This window comes from Pelagovum pacificum (genome assembly GCF_016134045.1).
In the GTDB taxonomy this organism is placed as follows: domain Bacteria; phylum Pseudomonadota; class Alphaproteobacteria; order Rhodobacterales; family Rhodobacteraceae; genus Oceanicola; species Oceanicola pacificus_A.
The window spans coordinates 1063472-1078698 of record NZ_CP065915.1 but is presented as its reverse complement, the minus strand read 5'-3'; the positions used below and the strand labels follow the sequence as shown (position 1 = coordinate 1078698).

The 15227-nt window shown below is 67.2% G+C and carries 10 protein-coding genes; 5 read left to right on the top strand and 5 right to left on the bottom strand.

From position 1 onward, the window contains the following. Window positions 1-27: 27 nt before the first annotated feature. A complete protein-coding gene (locus I8N54_RS05440; protein ID WP_140193534.1) occupies window positions 28-1401 on the bottom strand; it encodes an APC family permease in 1374 nt (457 codons plus the stop codon). Window positions 1402-1538: 137 nt separating this feature from the next. Between I8N54_RS05440 and I8N54_RS05435 the strand changes: the two genes are divergently transcribed. The 3 genes from I8N54_RS05435 to I8N54_RS05425 all read left to right on the top strand — a co-directional run bounded on the left by I8N54_RS05435 (window position 1539) and on the right by I8N54_RS05425 (window position 5830). Beyond that, a complete protein-coding gene (locus I8N54_RS05435) occupies window positions 1539-2537 on the top strand; it encodes a glycosyl hydrolase family 8 (RefSeq protein ID WP_140193535.1) in 999 nt (332 codons plus the stop codon). Between the two features lie 160 nt (window positions 2538-2697). Continuing rightward, on the top strand, window positions 2698-3834 hold the full coding sequence (locus I8N54_RS05430) for an HlyD family efflux transporter periplasmic adaptor subunit (RefSeq protein ID WP_232790435.1): 1137 nt from the start codon (window positions 2698-2700) through the stop codon (window positions 3832-3834). Window position 3835: 1 nt separating this feature from the next. Continuing rightward, window positions 3836-5830 carry a glycosyltransferase gene (locus tag I8N54_RS05425; protein ID WP_140193537.1) on the top strand — a complete coding sequence of 665 codons (1995 nt, stop codon included), beginning with the start codon at window positions 3836-3838 and terminating at the stop codon, window positions 5828-5830. A gap of 9 nt (window positions 5831-5839) precedes the next feature. Here the strand turns inward: I8N54_RS05425 and I8N54_RS05420 are convergent, their stop codons facing one another. Continuing rightward, window positions 5840-6421: a hypothetical protein gene (locus I8N54_RS05420; RefSeq protein WP_140193538.1), complete on the bottom strand. Its 582-nt coding sequence runs from the start codon at window positions 6419-6421 to the stop codon at window positions 5840-5842. Between the two features lie 234 nt (window positions 6422-6655). Between I8N54_RS05420 and I8N54_RS05415 the strand changes: the two genes are divergently transcribed. After that, the gene (locus I8N54_RS05415) at window positions 6656-7744 is read left to right on the top strand and encodes a cache domain-containing protein (protein WP_140193539.1); all 1089 of its coding nucleotides are present in this window, start codon (window positions 6656-6658) and stop codon (window positions 7742-7744) included. A 90-nt stretch (window positions 7745-7834) separates the two neighbouring features. After that, window positions 7835-8740 (top strand): DMT family transporter, encoded by a 906-nt coding sequence (locus I8N54_RS05410; RefSeq protein ID WP_140193540.1) that lies wholly within the window; start codon window positions 7835-7837, stop codon window positions 8738-8740. Between the two features lie 2 nt (window positions 8741-8742). Here the strand turns inward: I8N54_RS05410 and I8N54_RS05405 are convergent, their stop codons facing one another. The 3 genes from I8N54_RS05405 to I8N54_RS05395 form a co-directional block, all read right to left on the bottom strand. Further along, window positions 8743-10224 carry an MDR family MFS transporter gene (locus tag I8N54_RS05405; RefSeq protein ID WP_140193541.1) on the bottom strand — a complete coding sequence of 494 codons (1482 nt, stop codon included), beginning with the start codon at window positions 10222-10224 and terminating at the stop codon, window positions 8743-8745. 137 nt (window positions 10225-10361) lie between these two features. Continuing rightward, window positions 10362-12926, bottom strand: coding sequence for a mechanosensitive ion channel domain-containing protein (locus I8N54_RS20130; protein WP_231592463.1), 2565 nt, complete (start codon window positions 12924-12926; stop codon window positions 10362-10364). 251 nt (window positions 12927-13177) lie between these two features. After that, window positions 13178-15190 (bottom strand): aldo/keto reductase, encoded by a 2013-nt coding sequence (locus I8N54_RS05395; protein ID WP_140193542.1) that lies wholly within the window; start codon window positions 15188-15190, stop codon window positions 13178-13180. Between the last annotated feature and the right edge of the window lie 37 nt (window positions 15191-15227).

Below are 15227 nucleotides of genomic sequence, written 5' to 3'. Positions count from 1 at the left end.
TCTTCCGAGACCGCACCTGCGCTCGCCTCAGCGCGCGCTGCGCATCCAGATTCGGGTCGCCACCCAGAGCAGAACCCCGATGCCGATCAGCACGCCGGCGATGGTGTATTGCGCCGGCTCGCGTCCGGTCCACGGTCCGACGAGGAACGCGCAGGTCAATGCGCCGAGGATCGGAACGAAGGGCGGCGCGCGAAAGTGGTCATGGTCCACACTGTCCCGCCGCAGAACCAGCACCGCGACGTTCACGACCGTGAAGACCGCCAGCAGCAAGAGCGCGGTCGTGCCGCCGAGTTCGGGCACCGCTCCGACGAAGGTGACGAGGCAGGCGGCCAGAAGCGTGGTGAAGAGGATCGCCGTCACCGGCGTCTTCCTGGCGCTGTTCACGCGACCGAGGACGGAGGGCAGCACGCCCTCCTCGCTCATGCCGTAGACCAGACGGCTCGCCATCAGCAGGTTGATGAGGGCGGAATTGCCGACCGCGATCATGGTGATGAGCCCGAAGATCCACGGCGGAAAGCCGGGCGCCCCGGCCTCGACGACCTTCAGAAGCGGCGTATCGCCTTCGGACAACTCCTCCACCGGGACGATGGAAATCGCGACGATGGAGACCACGAGGTAGAGAATCGCCGCGATCGCCAGGCCGGCGAACAGGACCTTGGGGAAGTTGCGCGACGGGTTCTGCGTCTCCTCCGCCATGTTGACGGAATCCTCGAACCCGACCATCGCGAAGAAGGCGAGCGTGGTGCCCGCGATCACGGGCCAGAAGACACCGTCGGCGCTGTCGAACTCGAAAGCGCGGCCGATCTCGGCTTCTCCTGCGCCAAACACGGCGATGCCGATGCCGACGATGATGAGAAGACCGGTCAGCTCGATGCAGGTGAAGACCGCGTTGACCATCACGCTTTCGCCCACGCCGCGCAGGTTGATGAGCGCGATGATGGCGAGGAAGCCGAGGCCGATCGCGGTGACGGCCATCCCACCGAACTCGAACCCGAAGCCGGTGGCGAAATTCTCGGCGAAAGCGCGGGCGGCGGTGGAGGAGGAGGTGAGGCCCGACGACATCACCGTGAAGGCCACGAGGAACGTGATGAAGTGGATGCCGAACGCCTTTTCGGTATAGAGGGCAGCCCCTGCGGCGCGTGGGTACTTGGTGACCAGCTCCAGGTAGCTGCATGCCGTCAGCGCGGCGATCACGAAGGCGACGAGGAACGGCACCCACACGAGTCCGCCGACTTCCTCGGCGACCTTGCCGGTCAGGGCGTAGATCCCCGTGCCGAGCACATCGCCGACCACGAAGAGCAACAGGAGTCCCGGACCGATGGCGCGCTTCAGCTTGCCGCTACCGCCCTCCTCGCCATTGCGATCCTGTCCGTCGGAGGCTTCGTCACGGGTAACAGCCATGGCACCATTCCATGTAAGATATGTACGCTCACCAACAGTTTATCGGTCGTGAAGGTTCCCTGACCCGCGGCTCGACCCTTTCCAGCGTGGGCTTACGTGCCTACGTCATTCACGACCAAGACCGGAGGATCGAACGGATGCGCCGAAGGACAGTTCTGGGCCTCACCGCGTGCTTCGCGGCGACCGGGTTTGCCGGGTCGGCGCGGGCTGCCTCCGACGGCTGGGCCGACTGGTCGGAGGCGTTCCTGCTGCCCGAAGGCCGGGTCGTCGACGGCGGTCAGAACGGGGTGAGCCATTCGGAAGGTCAGGGCTACGGGCTGCTGCTCGCGCAGGCCAACGGCGACCGCGCCGCGTTCGAGCGGATGGAGCTCTGGACGCGTGCGAATCTTGCGGTGCGGCAGGATCACCTGCTCGCGTGGCTCTGGTCGCCGGAGGGCTTCGTGACGGACTGGCGCAATGCCACCGACGGCGACCTCTTCCGGGCATGGGCACTGTTGCGGGCGGATCGCGATTCAGGCTGGACCGGCCATCGCGAGACGGCAGAGCTGATCGTCCGCGACCTGTCGTCCTCGTGCCTCTGGCCCGACCCGCGGGCGCCGGCCGAGCTGCTGCTGCGCCCCGGCGCGGAATCGCGAATAAGGGACGGCCGTGTGCTGGTGAACCCGTCCTACTACATGACCCGCGCGCTACGGGAACTGGGCGAGGCCTTCGACGCGCCGCGGCTGGTGCGGGCCGCCGATCATGGCGAGACGCTGCTCGCCGAACTGGCCGAGGGCGCCTTCCTTCCCGACTGGATCGACGTGACCGAAGAGGGCTTCGCCGAGCCGGAAGAGCATGACCTCCGCTCCGCCTACGACGCGATCCGGATTCCGCTCTACCTTGCATGGTCGGGACGCCGGGACCATCCGGCGGCGGGGCTTGGCGTCACCGCGTTCGCCTTGGACAATCGCACCGTCGCCACGCACATTGGGTCGGACGGGGAAACGCAATCGCGCAGCGACTTCGCCGGGTATCGTGCCGTCCTCGCCCTGGGGGGATGCGGCGAGATTCCCCAGTATGACAAGGCACAACCCTACTATCCCGCGACGCTGCACCAGCTTGCGGAAGTTGCCTTTAGGGAAAGTTCGGACTGCTGAGTCTCTGATTTCCTGACACATTTACGCCCCGTTTCTGCTGCACCCGCACATTAACCAAGTCTCAAGAAGGATTGTGTCGCGGCTCCACGTCTTCCCTCCCGAGCCGCATATGACTTGGAGAGCGGTTGTGAGATATTCGCGACTCATCATTGGAATTGTCGTGGTCGGCGTCGCCCTGTGGGTGCTCGTCGGCGAACAGATGGCCGGCGCAAGCGCGAACGCCGTGGTCAATGCCCCTGTCGTGACGGTGCGGGCGGAGACGGCCGGACGGCTGGAGCTTGCGGACCGTGCGGTCGGCGCTTCGGTAAGCCGGGGCGAAGTGCTGGGGACGGTGACGGACCGGCTGGCCGACAACGTTCGACTGAATGATCTGCTGATGGAGAACGATTTCGCGCAGGCCGAGATCGAGCGGCTCCGCGCCGAACTGGAGGCGACGGAGACGCAGTACGCGGCACTTATGGACCGCACTCGGCTGTTCCGCGAGGAACGACTGGCCGAACTCCGCACGCGGCTCGGCCATGCCCGCGACCGGCTCAGCCTGCTGCAATCGGGCGACCTGCCGGAACAGGCGCGGCTCTTCGTCGATGCCTCGGACGAGATCCTGGACTGGCTCCCGCCGGCCGAGACGCCCGAGTCGATGATCCTCACCAGCGCAGAGGAAGATGTCGACGTGCTGGAGATCGCGGTGCGCGCTGCGGAACAGGACGTGTTCCTCGGCGACGGCTACAACGATTCGCCGAATGCCGAGCAGCGCGCGGTCGAGCTTCAGGGCGATATCGGCGCGCTCGAGGCGCGGCTGGCGGAGATGGAAGAACGCAGCGACGCGATCGAAACCCGCATCCGGCGCGAGCGGCTGCGGCTCAACACGCTCAGCGGCGGCGACCTCTATTCGCCGACGAAGGGGCTCTACTGGGAAGTGCTGCAGGCCAACGAGGTGATCGTCCAGCGCGGCGATCCGGTGCTGCGGCTGGTGAACTGCGACCAGGCGATGGTGCATGTCTCGGTGACCGAGCAGGTCTATCAGGACCTCGCCATCGGACAGGCCGCGTCCTTCCGGATGACCGGCATGACCGAGGTCATGCCCGCCACCATCAGCCGCCTTGCCGGCACCGGGGCGGAGCGGGTCTACGAGAACTACGCCGTCGCCCCGACCGCCAAACACCTCGAACGGTTCGACGTCGCGCTCGTCGTGCCCGATCTTCCGGCGCTCGACATCCCGGGCTGCGGGATCGGGCGCACGGGACGGGTGTTCTTCGACGGCCGCCCGCTCGACGGCATCCGGGGACTGTTCCGCTGACATGCTGCCCTTCCCGCACCTGTCCGAACTCTGGTCGTCGTTCTTCCTCGTCGTGCTGGTCGCGGGGATCGCGCTGATCCTGCCGACCTTAATCGACAAGACGAACGAGCGGCACCGGACGTTTCTCTACGCCGTGTCGTTCTTCCTCGCCGTCCGCTACGCGTGGTGGCGGGGGACCGAAACGCTGGCACCCGCCGGCTGGACGGCCGACATGCTGGCGAGCTGGACGCTCTACGCGCTCGAGATGATCAACATGTGCGGCACGTTGATGGCCTTCGTGATGATGTCCCGCTTCAAGCAGCGCTCGGACGAGGCGACGGCCAACCTCGGCTGGTGGAAGGATGCGAAGGAGCCGCGCGTCGCGATCCTGATCGCGACCTACAACGAGGAGCTGGAAGTCCTCGAGCGCACGATCATCGGGGCCAAGTCGCTGCGCCACCAGAACAAGGAAGTGCTGATCCTCGACGACGGACGGCGGGAGTGGCTGCGCGAGTACTGCGCCAAGCAGGGCGTGCGTTACATGATCCGGCCCGACAACAAGGGGTCGAAGGCGGGCAACCTGAACCACGCGCTCGCGCGGCTGGCAGAGGACGCGGAAGTCCCCGATTTCGTCGCCGTGCTCGACGCCGATTTCGTGCCGCACCGGGGCTTCATCTCGCGCACGCTGGCGCTGTTCCACGACCCCGACGTCGGGCTGGTGCAGACGCCGCAGCACTTCTTCAACGCCGACCCGATCCAGCACAACCTCGGCCTGTCGCGGTCCTACCCCGACGAGCAGCGGTTCTTCTTCGATCACGTTCAGCTGTCGCGGGACGGATGGGGCATCGCGGTATGCTGCGGCACGTCCTCCGTCACCCGGTGGACCGCGCTGCAGGACATCGGCGGCCTGCCGACCGACAGCGTGACCGAGGATTTCATGCTGACGCTCGCCCTGAGCGATGCCGGCTGGAAGTCGGTCTACCTGTCCGAACCCCTGACCGAGGGCCTCGCCCCCGAGGGTCTGAAGGAATATGTCACGCAGCGCGCGCGCTGGTGCCTCGGTCTCATGCAGATCGCGCGCTCGCGCCTCGGGCCGCTGTCGCGCAAGACGAACAAGTTGCGTCTCCGCGACCGGATCAGCGTCATCGATTCCATCTTCTACTGGATGACGGCTTTCTCGTTCCGCTTCGCGGTCGTCGTGTTCCCCCTGCTCTACTGGTACTTCAACATCATCGTCGTGGACGCCCGCCTGCCGGAGGTCATCAGCGTCTTCGGGCCCTACTACCTCTGGACCTTCATGGTTCTGAACCTGTTGAGCCGCGGCGTGATCGTTCCGATCCTGAACGACGTCAGCCAGCTGATCGGGTCAATCCCCATCACGCGGGCCGCGATCGTCGGCCTGTTCCGTCCGCATGGCCATCCGTTCTCGGTGACCGCGAAGGGGGGCGACCGCTCCAAGGTGGTCATCCAGTGGCGCATGATGGCCCCCTTCGCCGTGTTGCTGGCGCTTACCGTGATCGGGCTCTGCCTGGGAATGGTCTTCGACCGCTTCGCCTACAACGATGCCGGCGACGGCAAGTGGGTCGTGCTGTTCTGGACGGTCTACAACCTCGTCGTGCTCTGCTTCACGGTACTGACCTGCGTGGAGCTGCCGCGCCGCGAAGTGCACATCGCCGACCAGCCCGAGCGCGCGAACTTCGTGGTCGACGGCAAGCCGCGCGCGCTTTGGATCTCGTCGCTGACGACGGATACGGTCCATCTGCGCGGCGAGAAGCTGAAGATCGGCCAGCGCGGCCTGCTCGACATCCGCGACGTGGGCGATGTCGAGGCCTACGTCATCTCCGAGACGCCGGACGGCGCGCGCCTGCAACTGGTCCTGACCGAGGAGCAGCGCGAGAACCTGTTCCTGCGCTTCTACGCGGAAGACGGTGTGGCGCCGGGCGTCGCCAATTCGCAGGCACTGGTCCTGCTGGCCGACATCGGGCGGCGCCTGTCGCTGGTGGGCCAGCGCAGCTGAGCCGCGTCGTCAGAAGGTGTTGATGGCGAAGCCGACGAAGCTTTCCTCGGAATCGAACTTGTAGCCCGCCCGAACAGTGAAGGGCGTGCCGTCGAACCGCTTGGTCAGGGCGATTGCGCGCTCCTCGTAATTGTCGGAGCCGCCGCTCGTCAGCTCCATGCCGAAGCCGGACTGCCCGAAGCTGGGCTGGAGAAGCAGGAAGTAGGCATCGTCGATCGAGTTGTACTCGGCCAGCCCGTAGAGTGCGCCGAACCCGGTGGGCATGTATCGCTCGATAGAGATCTTGGCGCCGTAGTTCGACTCCGTCTCGTCGTCGCTCTCGGAATAGTCGTAGCCGAGCGTCGGGCCGAACTTCACCGTCGCGAACTCGGGCCATCCGAGCGTCGCCGTCACGCTCAGGCCAAGCGCCGCGCCGCCGTCGTAGCCGGTGTAGACCGCGCCGTAATTCAGGTCGCCGCGCGTCACGCTTCCCACGACCCCGACCGTGCCGCCTTCGGCCACGTCGAGCTGCAGGAATTCCCCGTCGGCCAGCGCGGCCGACGCGGCGAATGCGGTGGCAAGGCTGAGACCGGTCAGGAGGCCGCGGCGCATGTCATTTCCTTCCCAAGGCTGGATCATCGGACTGCGCCCTCACTATCGCAGCAATCGTGCGATTAAGAAGGCGGGCGACCCAGATTCAGCGCCGTCGTGGCGGTATCGCTACGTTGCGGCATGACAACGCAACTCGACCGAGATGTTCCCAAGCTTGCCACATTAACCACAAATTTGAGCGTGATTAACCATTTGTCACAAGGGCCACTGGCAGAGCGGAGCAGCAGCCTACTCATGGAAAAGAACTTTCCCAAACTCTCGATAACGCTGATCAACTTCTCGGTCGTGGCCTTCGTCGCCGCACTTGCGATCGTGTTCCTGCCAGTGCGCAATTACGTCTCTGAGCATGAATACCAGAGCCAGACCCTCGTCGCCGAGCGCGCAGGCCAGGCCCTGCAGGTCGCGGTTTCCCGCGCGGTCGAACGGGAATGGCGAAGCATGAGCGCCGTCGCCCGCCAGCTGGATATCGAGGACCAGGAAGGCATGCGCAACTTCGCCGACACGGTGATCCGCGCGTCCGATGCCGTCGCCTGGGTCGGCGTCGCGAGCGACGACGGCCTGATCATCGCCGGAACGGGCGGCGAGCGCGAAGGCGAGGATGTCAGCCTGCGCCGCTGGTTCCGCGAAGGCCTGACCGGCGGCAGCGTCGGCAACACCTTCCTGCCCGACCAGAGCGACGTTCCCGGCTCCAACAGTGGCCTCGTCAACATGTCCGTCCCCGTCGTGGATGATTTCGGCAACAGCGTCGGCGTCGTGGTCTACAGCCTCAAGATCGCGTGGCTGACCTCCTACATGGCCGAGACCGCCGACGAGCTCGACGTCGACTTCATGGTCAAGAGCGACGACGGCGTGATCGTCGCGGAATACAATCCGATCCTCGACGTCGAGATTGACCGCGATGTCTCCAGCCTGTCCTCGCTCGGCCACCCGATCACCCGTGTCCTGACCGAGCGCAACGGTCCGCCGGCCGTCGTCAGCGTGATCCCCGACCTGCTGACCGCCGAGGGCATGCCGCACTTCAACTGGAACCTCGTCGTGCGTGTGCCCGCGCTGAACGGCGGCACGTCCCTCACCGGGTTCATGTCGACCATGGCCGTCAGCATCGCCGGCATCTTCTTCGCCATGACCATGCTGTCGGTGTTCTACGCCCTGCACTACCTCCGCCCGATCGAGCGGCTGGCCCGCGAGGCGAACGCCATTGCCGAGGGCGAGGAGATCTACCCCTCCAACGATCACAGCTCGCTGGAAAGCGCGCGACTCTCCAAGGCGCTCGCCATTCTGCAGACGCGGGTGCAGGCGTTGCGTACATTCCCCGGCGAATGATCCCGGCGGCGGCCTGAGAAGGCCGCCCATTCCATCCCGGCCGCCAATGGGGCAGTCAGGGAGCGACGCTCCCTGACCCGGACCCTTCAGATGACGGCAACTCCCACTCCCCTGCCCGCCCCGCATCGCCGCGCCCTGATCGAGGGGATCGGCCTGCGCCTTGCTGCGACGTTCCTGATGACGGCCATGTCGGCGGCGGTTCATGCGGTGGCGAAAGAGGGCGTGCCGGTCGGACAGGTGATGTTCTGGCGCTCGGCGCTGGCGATCCCGCCGATCCTGTTGTGGATGGCGCTGCGCGGCAACTTCCCCGGGGGATTGCGCACCCGTCATCCGAAGCTTCACGTCACGCGCGGCACGCTCGGGGCGCTCTCGATGGCCCTGTCGTTCCTGTCGCTCGCCTACCTGCCGGTCGCCAACGCGCAGGCGCTGGCCTACCTCGCCCCGGTGCTGACGCTGCCGCTTGCCGCGATCCTGCTGAAGGAGACGCTCGGCCCCGCCGTGATCTTCGCCGTCGGCCTCGGCTTCGCAGGCGTGGTCGCCCTGTTGTGGGAGGCGCTCGCCCTGCCCGGCGACGGCGCGCTGCTCGGCGTGGCAGCGGGGCTTGCCTATGCCGTCACGATGGCCTGGGTCCGGGTCCACACGAAGCGCATGACCGTGACGGAGAGCGCCTCGACCATCGCCTTCTACTTCGCCCTCGTCGCCGCCGTCGCCGGACTCGCCACCTTGCCCTTCGGCTGGGAAAGCCTGTCGGCCGCGCATCTCGGCTGGCTGGTGTTCGCGGGACTGGCGGGAGGGATCGGGCACATCGTCTCGAACGAGGCGGTGGCGCGGGCGCCGGTGAGCGTGCTGGCGCCGTTCGACTTCACCGGGCTGATCTGGGCGCTCGGCTTCGACATCGTGCTGTTCTCGGTGCTGCCGGGCCCGTTGGGGCTGCTCGGCGTGCTGGCGATCACGGCCGCCGGGGTGATGGTCTCCATCCCCCGGCGAGCGCGATAGAGTCAGTGGTGGCCGTGCGCCGCCGCGCCGGGCTGCTGGTCCGGCGGGCGCCGCACGAAGAAGCCCGCGACGATCAGCAGAAGCGAGATCATCGCGGCGGCCAGGAAGCCGCTGCGCAGACCGCTCGCGGTGGCCGCGACCATGTCCGCCCCGGTCTCGAGCTCTACTCCGATCTTCACCGACATGATCGACACGAACAGCGCGATCCCCGCCGCGCCCGCGACCTGTTGCGTCGTGCCGAGCATCGCGCTCCCGTAGGAATAGAGATGCGGCGGCAACGAGCCGAGGCTCGACGTGAAGAGCGGCGTGAACAGCAGGGCGAGGCCGACGCTCAGCACCAGGTGACAGGCCAGCACCATCAGGATCGGGCTGTCGACAGCCAGCGTCGTCATCAGCCACAGGGCGGAGCTGACGAGGATGCCCCCCGGGATCACCAGCTTGCGCGCTCCGATCCGGTCGAACCAACGGCCGACGAACGGTGCCATCAGGCCCATCGTCAGACCGCCCGGCAGCAGCAGCAGACCGGCCTGCAGCGGCTCCAGCCCCTTCACGTTCTGCATGTAGAGCGGCAGCAAGATGATCATGCCGAACAGCGACATCATCGCGAACATCATCATGACCAGCGCCACGGTGAACACCGGGATCCGGAAGGTGCGCAGATCGAGCAGCGCCCGCTCCTTCGGGCCGAGCACGAGCTGGCGCCAGATGAAGACGGCGAGCGTCACGCCCCCGACGACGAGCGGCAGCCAGACCGGGAACGCCCCGCCCTCGCCGTGGCCCTCACCGATCGTGGACAGGCCGTAGACCACGCCGCCGAACCCGACCGCCGACAGCGGCACCGAGATGATGTCGAGCGGCACCTTGCGCGGCGTCGTGACGTTGACCAGACGCGCGTAGCCCAGCGCCAGCGCGCCGAGGCCGATCGGCAGGACCAGCACGAACATCCAGCGCCAGTGCAGGTAGTGCAGGATGATCCCCGAAATCGTCGGCCCGATCGCCGGCGCGACCGAGATAACGATGGAGATGTTGCCCATCGTTTTGCCCCGGCTCTCCGGCGGGACCAGCGTGATGACGGTGGTCATCAGCAGCGGCATCATGATCGCCGTGCCGATGGCCTGCACCACCCGGCCCACGATCAGCAGCGGCAGCCCGCCGGCCACCGCGCAGATCAGCGTACCGGTCGAGAAGGCCGACATCGCCAGCAGGAAGACCGACCGCGTGTGAAAGCGCTGCAGCAGGAAGCCGGTGATCGGGATCACCACGGCCATGGTCAGCAGGAACGCCGTCGTCAGCCACTGGGCGGCATTCGCGGTGACGTTCAGGTCGGTCATCAGCCGCGGCAAAGCGACCGACATGATCGTCTCGTTCAGGATCACGGTGAAGGCCGAGACCAGCAGCAGCGCGATCACCAGCCTGTTGCGTGCGGACTCGTCCGTCGTGGAATCGGCGGGGCCTGCCGCCTCCGTCATGGTCTGGCTCTGCATCTGGATCTCGATTCTCGTTCCGGGAGCGGCCGGAAACTGGGGAGGAACCGGTCACGCCTGTTCCGTCGCCCGATCCATGCGTGAAGTCAAGCGAGGCGGCCCCCTGCGGGGCCGCACATCTGACACGCGTCGTCTGCTCAGCTCGTGACGTTGCCTTCGAGGTCGACCTTCACGCTCTGCGTCTTTCCGTCCTTGGACTCGCCAAGGTAGATCGTCTGGTGCGGGAACGGGATCTCGATGCCGCGCTCGTCGAACACGCGCTTGAGAATGCCGTTGTAGGCCCGGCCCACACCCCACTGCTTGCCCGGCAGACACTTGATGCGGGCCCGCAGAACGACCGCGCTGTCGCCGAAGCTGTTGAGGCCGAACCATTCGAGGTCGTCCATGATCCCGGCGTTCTGGTCGGGGTCCATGCGCAGTTCCTCGAACGCGTCAAGCATGGCCTGGCGCACCTCTTCGACGTTCTCGCGGTAGGCGACGCCCATGTCGCAGACGAAGTAGCCGAAATCGCGCATGTAGTTGGACACCATGTCGACCGACGAGAACGGAATGATGTGGAACGTCCCCGACAGGTCGCGCAGCGATACGGAGCGGATCGTCAGCCGCTCCACCACGCCGGTCGTGCCGCCCACGGTCACGACGTCACCGACGTTCATCGCGTTCTCGAACTGGATGAAGATGCCGGTGATGATGTCCTGCACCATCTTCTGCGCACCGAAACCGATGGCGAGGCCGAGCACCCCGGCGGAGGCCAGCAGCGGCGCAATGTCGAGCCCGACCTCGGAGAGGACGAACATCATCGTGATGATGATGAGCGCGATCGTCGCGGCATTGCGGAACAGGGCGAGCAGCGTGTGCTCGCGCGCCGTGGCGACGTCGCCGAATTCCGGGTTGAGCCGGTAGTCCACCCAGGAGGTCATGGCGAGCCACACCGCGAAGGCGCCAAGCAGGACCAGCGCGACCGAGATGATCGTGCCGGTGACCGCGATCCCGAACTGGCTGGTGAGCCACCCGCGCAGGTCGATCAGACTGATCGCATCGAGCGCGAAGAACACCACGAGCACGAAGATCAGGGCCCGCAGGATGAAGAGCGTGCGCGGCACGAAGCGGTTCAGCCGCCGCTCCAGCATCGGCATCCGGGCCGACACGCCGGTCGGCAGGATCACGCCCCGCACCATCGCCCGCGTCAGGAAGCCCGAGACGGCGAGGCCGATCAGCCCGACCAGCAGCACCTGCCCCGAAGCCGTGATCGTGCGGAATGCCGCGTTGCCGGGGCTGACCATGACGATCACGAACATCACCAGGAGGTAGGCGAGCGCCGGCCAATGCCAGTGCCGGGCGAGGAAATAGAGCGGGCCGCGACGGCGCCGGCCCTCGGCCTCGGCGATGGCGGCGGCGACTTCGGTGTCGGTATAGGTCGCGGCGGGGTCGGCTGGGTAGCCGGGGGCGCCGGGCTCCGACAGGTCCTCGCTTGTGCGCGGATCGTTGTCGAAGCGGCGGGCCTCGGGCGACGCGGCCTCGACCGGCCGGGCCTCGACCGGATCGGCGCTTTCGTCGGTCGTGCGGCGCGGTTCGCCCTCGTCGGCAGTCACGGCCCCGCCGGACAGGTCGGCGGCCATGTCCTCACCCGGTTCGGGCGTGTCGGTCGCCGCGCCGGCGTTTCGTGCCGGCGTCGTCTGGTAGGCATCGGCCATCGCCCGCATGGCGACCACCTCGTTCGGGTCCCGCAGGGCGGCCGGACCCTCGCCCGTCAGCCAGTCGGCGACGGCGCGGCGGTTGCGCAGCACCAGCCAGACCAGCAGCAGCACGACGGCGATCGCGATGAGGCTGGAGACGGCCTGCCCCGCGGCCCACGAGACGTTGGAATTGATGATCGGCACCACCAGAAGCTGGCCGTAGCCGACGAACCCGACGATCAGGTTCACCCGGGCCGCGATATAGGCGGAGGCCTTGTCCGACAGCGGCAGCACCCGAAGGTGCCGCGCCGAGGGCGACAGGATCATCCGCACCAGCACCTTGGCCATCTCGACCAGCAGGAACGCGTTCAGATAGAGCGTCTGCCGGATCCCGATCGTGCCGAACTCGCCCAGCAGCAACACGGCCAGCGCGTAGCCGGCGGCCCAGGCGATCACCACGATCAGCGCGTCGATCAGGGCGGAGGCGATGAAAAGCGCGACGGTGCGCAGCACGCCGCCGGCTTCGGCAGCCGCGCCCATGCGCCGGTATTGCACCTTGCCGAAGGTTCGCAGGATCAGGAAGACCGCGACGGTGCAGACGATGACGAGCAGCAGCTCGCGCAGCGCCTCGAGCAGCACGCCGATCTCGTCCCCGCTCAGCCCGTCGAAGGTAGAGGACGTGTCGGTCAGCTGGCCCCAGACCATGCCAAGGCTGTCGGCGATCCCTTCCGCCGCTTCCTGCGTGACGAGCGCGATGCGCCGCCCGAAGGACAGGCTCTCGCTCGGCGCGTCACCGTCGGCGAGCGCCTCGACGATCGCGTCGCCGGTCGTGTCCTGCTCCAGCGCCCCGGCGGCGCGGAGTTCCTCCAGAAGTGCCTCGCGGGCGCCGTCGTCCTCGATCACCTCGATCAGCCGTTGCAGGCTGCTCTCCGTGGCGGGCTCGCTGGCCGCCTCCTCCTGCGCCATCGCCGAGCCAAGCGGCAGCAGTGCAAGAAGAAGGACGAGGAAAATCCGGAGGTATCGCATGTGACGGGCCGTTCCTTGCTCGAGTTGGCGGAGGTATTGTCGGCTGAGCCACGAGATTCAAGGCGGTTACCGGACACCCGTCCGTTACCGGTCAGAACTCGCGGATCCGTGCCGCGAGACAGCAAGTGCGGGCGGGACAAGGGCTTGGGTGGGCTGAAGGTCCGGCCTCTGCCGGTCATTGGTCCGCTATCGGACAGCGGTTCCGGTCGACCGGGCAGGACGACGGCCCTGCCCGGTCGGGATGTCGTGCCTCAGCGGCTCTCGGCCTCGAGGTTGAGCCACGCGGCCTCCTGCGGGGAGAGCTCGATCTCGAGCGCCGGCAGCGTCGAGGCGAGCTGGCCCGGGTTGCGCGGGCCGATCAGCGCGAAGGACGGGAAGGACTGCGCCAGCACCCACGCCATCGCGACATGGTGCGCGGTGACGCCCCGTTCGTCGGCCAGCTCCTCCGCCCGGCGGCGACGCTCGGCGTTGGCGTCCGACCCGAAGCAGGTCTCGGGCGACGTGTCTTCCGGCAGCCGGCCCCGGATCTCGGGCGGCAGGAAGTAGCCGCGCGCGCCGGACGACCAGCTGAGGTGCATCAAGTTGCGCGAACGCAGGAATTCCAGCGTTTCCGGGGAGTTGGACGAGATGCAGCCATCCCACACCGGCTTTTCCATCACGGCCAGCGCGAGGTTGTTGTTCAGGATCGACGGTGCCGCCTGCCCCGTCGCCTCGGCCCGCGTGATCGCCTCGGCCAGCCGCGCGGTGGTCCAGTTGGAGCCGCCCCAGACGCCGATCTTGCCTGCCGCTTTCAGCCGGTCGAGCACGTCGACGAACTCATCCACCGGCACGTCAGGATTGTCGCGGTGCATGACGTAGATCGGAACGCTGTCCAGTTGCAGACGGTTGAGCGACATCTCCAGTTGCGTCTCGATCGCGCGCGGCGTGCAGTAGGGCGAGTGCGCGCCCTTGGCGATCACGTTGATCTCCTTTGCCACGCCGCGGGAGGCGATCCATTGTCCGAGAACAGCCTCGTGTTTGCCGCCGCCGTACACGAATGCGGTATCGAACGTGTGTCCGCCCACTTCCATCCAGGCGTCCCACATCACCGCGCCCTCGGCCGGCGTGTTGCGGTTGTCGCAGCCGAGGATCATCCGGTTCATCGGCAGGTCGATGCCGTCGACCTTCACGGTAGACACCTGCGGCAGCCCCTTGGGCATGGTGCCGGAGAGCTTGCGCACGACGCCCGGCTCTTCGGCGAAGGTCGTATAGCCGACCTCGGCACGCCACTGGTCGAGCACGTTGTTGATCGCGATGCTCTCCGCCGGGGAGACCGCCGGCGCGGGCGCCTCGGACAGCTTGTCGGCGACGGTGCGGCTCGCCAGCTCGGCCTCGAAGGTGAACAGGTGCTCGGGGCGCTTGATCTCGACGACCTTCACGTCGTCGCCCTTGATGATCCGCAGCGTGCTGTCGGAGGGACCCGCGTTGCGGCCGGGCACCCAGGGGTTGTCGATGACGAGCGTGCCCTCGGTCCCCTCGATCGTGACGGTGTTTTCCATGTTGCGATGGATGGCGCAGGCGACCTGCGCCGTCAGCCCCTCGCCGAAGTCGAGCAGGCCGTAAGCCACTTCGTCCACGCCGGTCTCGCCGATGTGGCCGCTGCCCTTGACGGAGACCGGCTCCGCGTAGCGCTCGCCGCGGGCGACGCCGGCGATATGCATCGCGGCGGAGACCGGGTAGCCGCCGACGTCGAGGATACCGCCCCCGCCCAGCTTGCGGGCATAAAGCCGCGAGTCGGGGTTCGGTGCGGCGTCGAAGCCGAAGGATGCGCGGATGTGGGTCACCTGCCCGATCGCACCGCCGGTGATCAGCTCATCGACCTTGGCGATCTGGGGGTGGCAGCGATACATGAACGCTTCCATGAAGGCGACGCCTTCCTGCCGGGCGGCATCGGCGATCGCCTCCACCTCGGCAGCATTCATGCCGGCGGGCTTTTCCACCAGCACCGGCTTGCCGGCCCGGATGGCGAGCAGCGCCATCTCGGCGTGGAACGGGTGAGGCGTGGAGACGTAGATCGCGTCGACCTCCGGATCCGCGACGAGGTCGGCCGCATCGGCGTAACGCCGCGCCGGGTCGATCCCGCGCTTGTCGCCGACGGCGGCGCGGTTGTCTTCGCTCCGGCTCGAGATCGCGAACAGCTCGCCCGAATCGCATTCCGCCAGCCCGTCCGCGAAATTCTCGGCAATAGAGCCGGGGCCGATGATGCCCCATCGTGTGATGGTCATGATTGTCTCCTGGTGTCCTCCTGTCCGCGCCGCCGTG

Bases quoted from the DNA above. Each gene is read 5' to 3' on its own strand.
- I8N54_RS05420 (WP_140193538.1), bottom strand. From the start codon at position 6,421: ATGCGCCGCGGCCTCCTGACCGGTCTCAGCCTTGCCACCGCATTCGCC.
- I8N54_RS05405 (WP_140193541.1), bottom strand. From the start codon at position 10,224: ATGCAGAGCCAGACCATGACGGAGGCGGCAGGCCCCGCCGATTCCACG.
- I8N54_RS05435 (WP_140193535.1), top strand. From the start codon at position 1,539: ATGCGCCGAAGGACAGTTCTGGGCCTCACCGCGTGCTTCGCGGCGACC.
- I8N54_RS20130 (WP_231592463.1), bottom strand. From the start codon at position 12,926: ATGCGATACCTCCGGATTTTCCTCGTCCTTCTTCTTGCACTGCTGCCG.
- I8N54_RS05415 (WP_140193539.1), top strand. From the start codon at position 6,656: ATGGAAAAGAACTTTCCCAAACTCTCGATAACGCTGATCAACTTCTCG.
- I8N54_RS05410 (WP_140193540.1), top strand. From the start codon at position 7,835: ATGACGGCAACTCCCACTCCCCTGCCCGCCCCGCATCGCCGCGCCCTG.
- I8N54_RS05395 (WP_140193542.1), bottom strand. From the start codon at position 15,190: ATGACCATCACACGATGGGGCATCATCGGCCCCGGCTCTATTGCCGAG.
- I8N54_RS05425 (WP_140193537.1), top strand. From the start codon at position 3,836: ATGCTGCCCTTCCCGCACCTGTCCGAACTCTGGTCGTCGTTCTTCCTC.
- I8N54_RS05440 (WP_140193534.1), bottom strand. From the start codon at position 1,401: ATGGCTGTTACCCGTGACGAAGCCTCCGACGGACAGGATCGCAATGGC.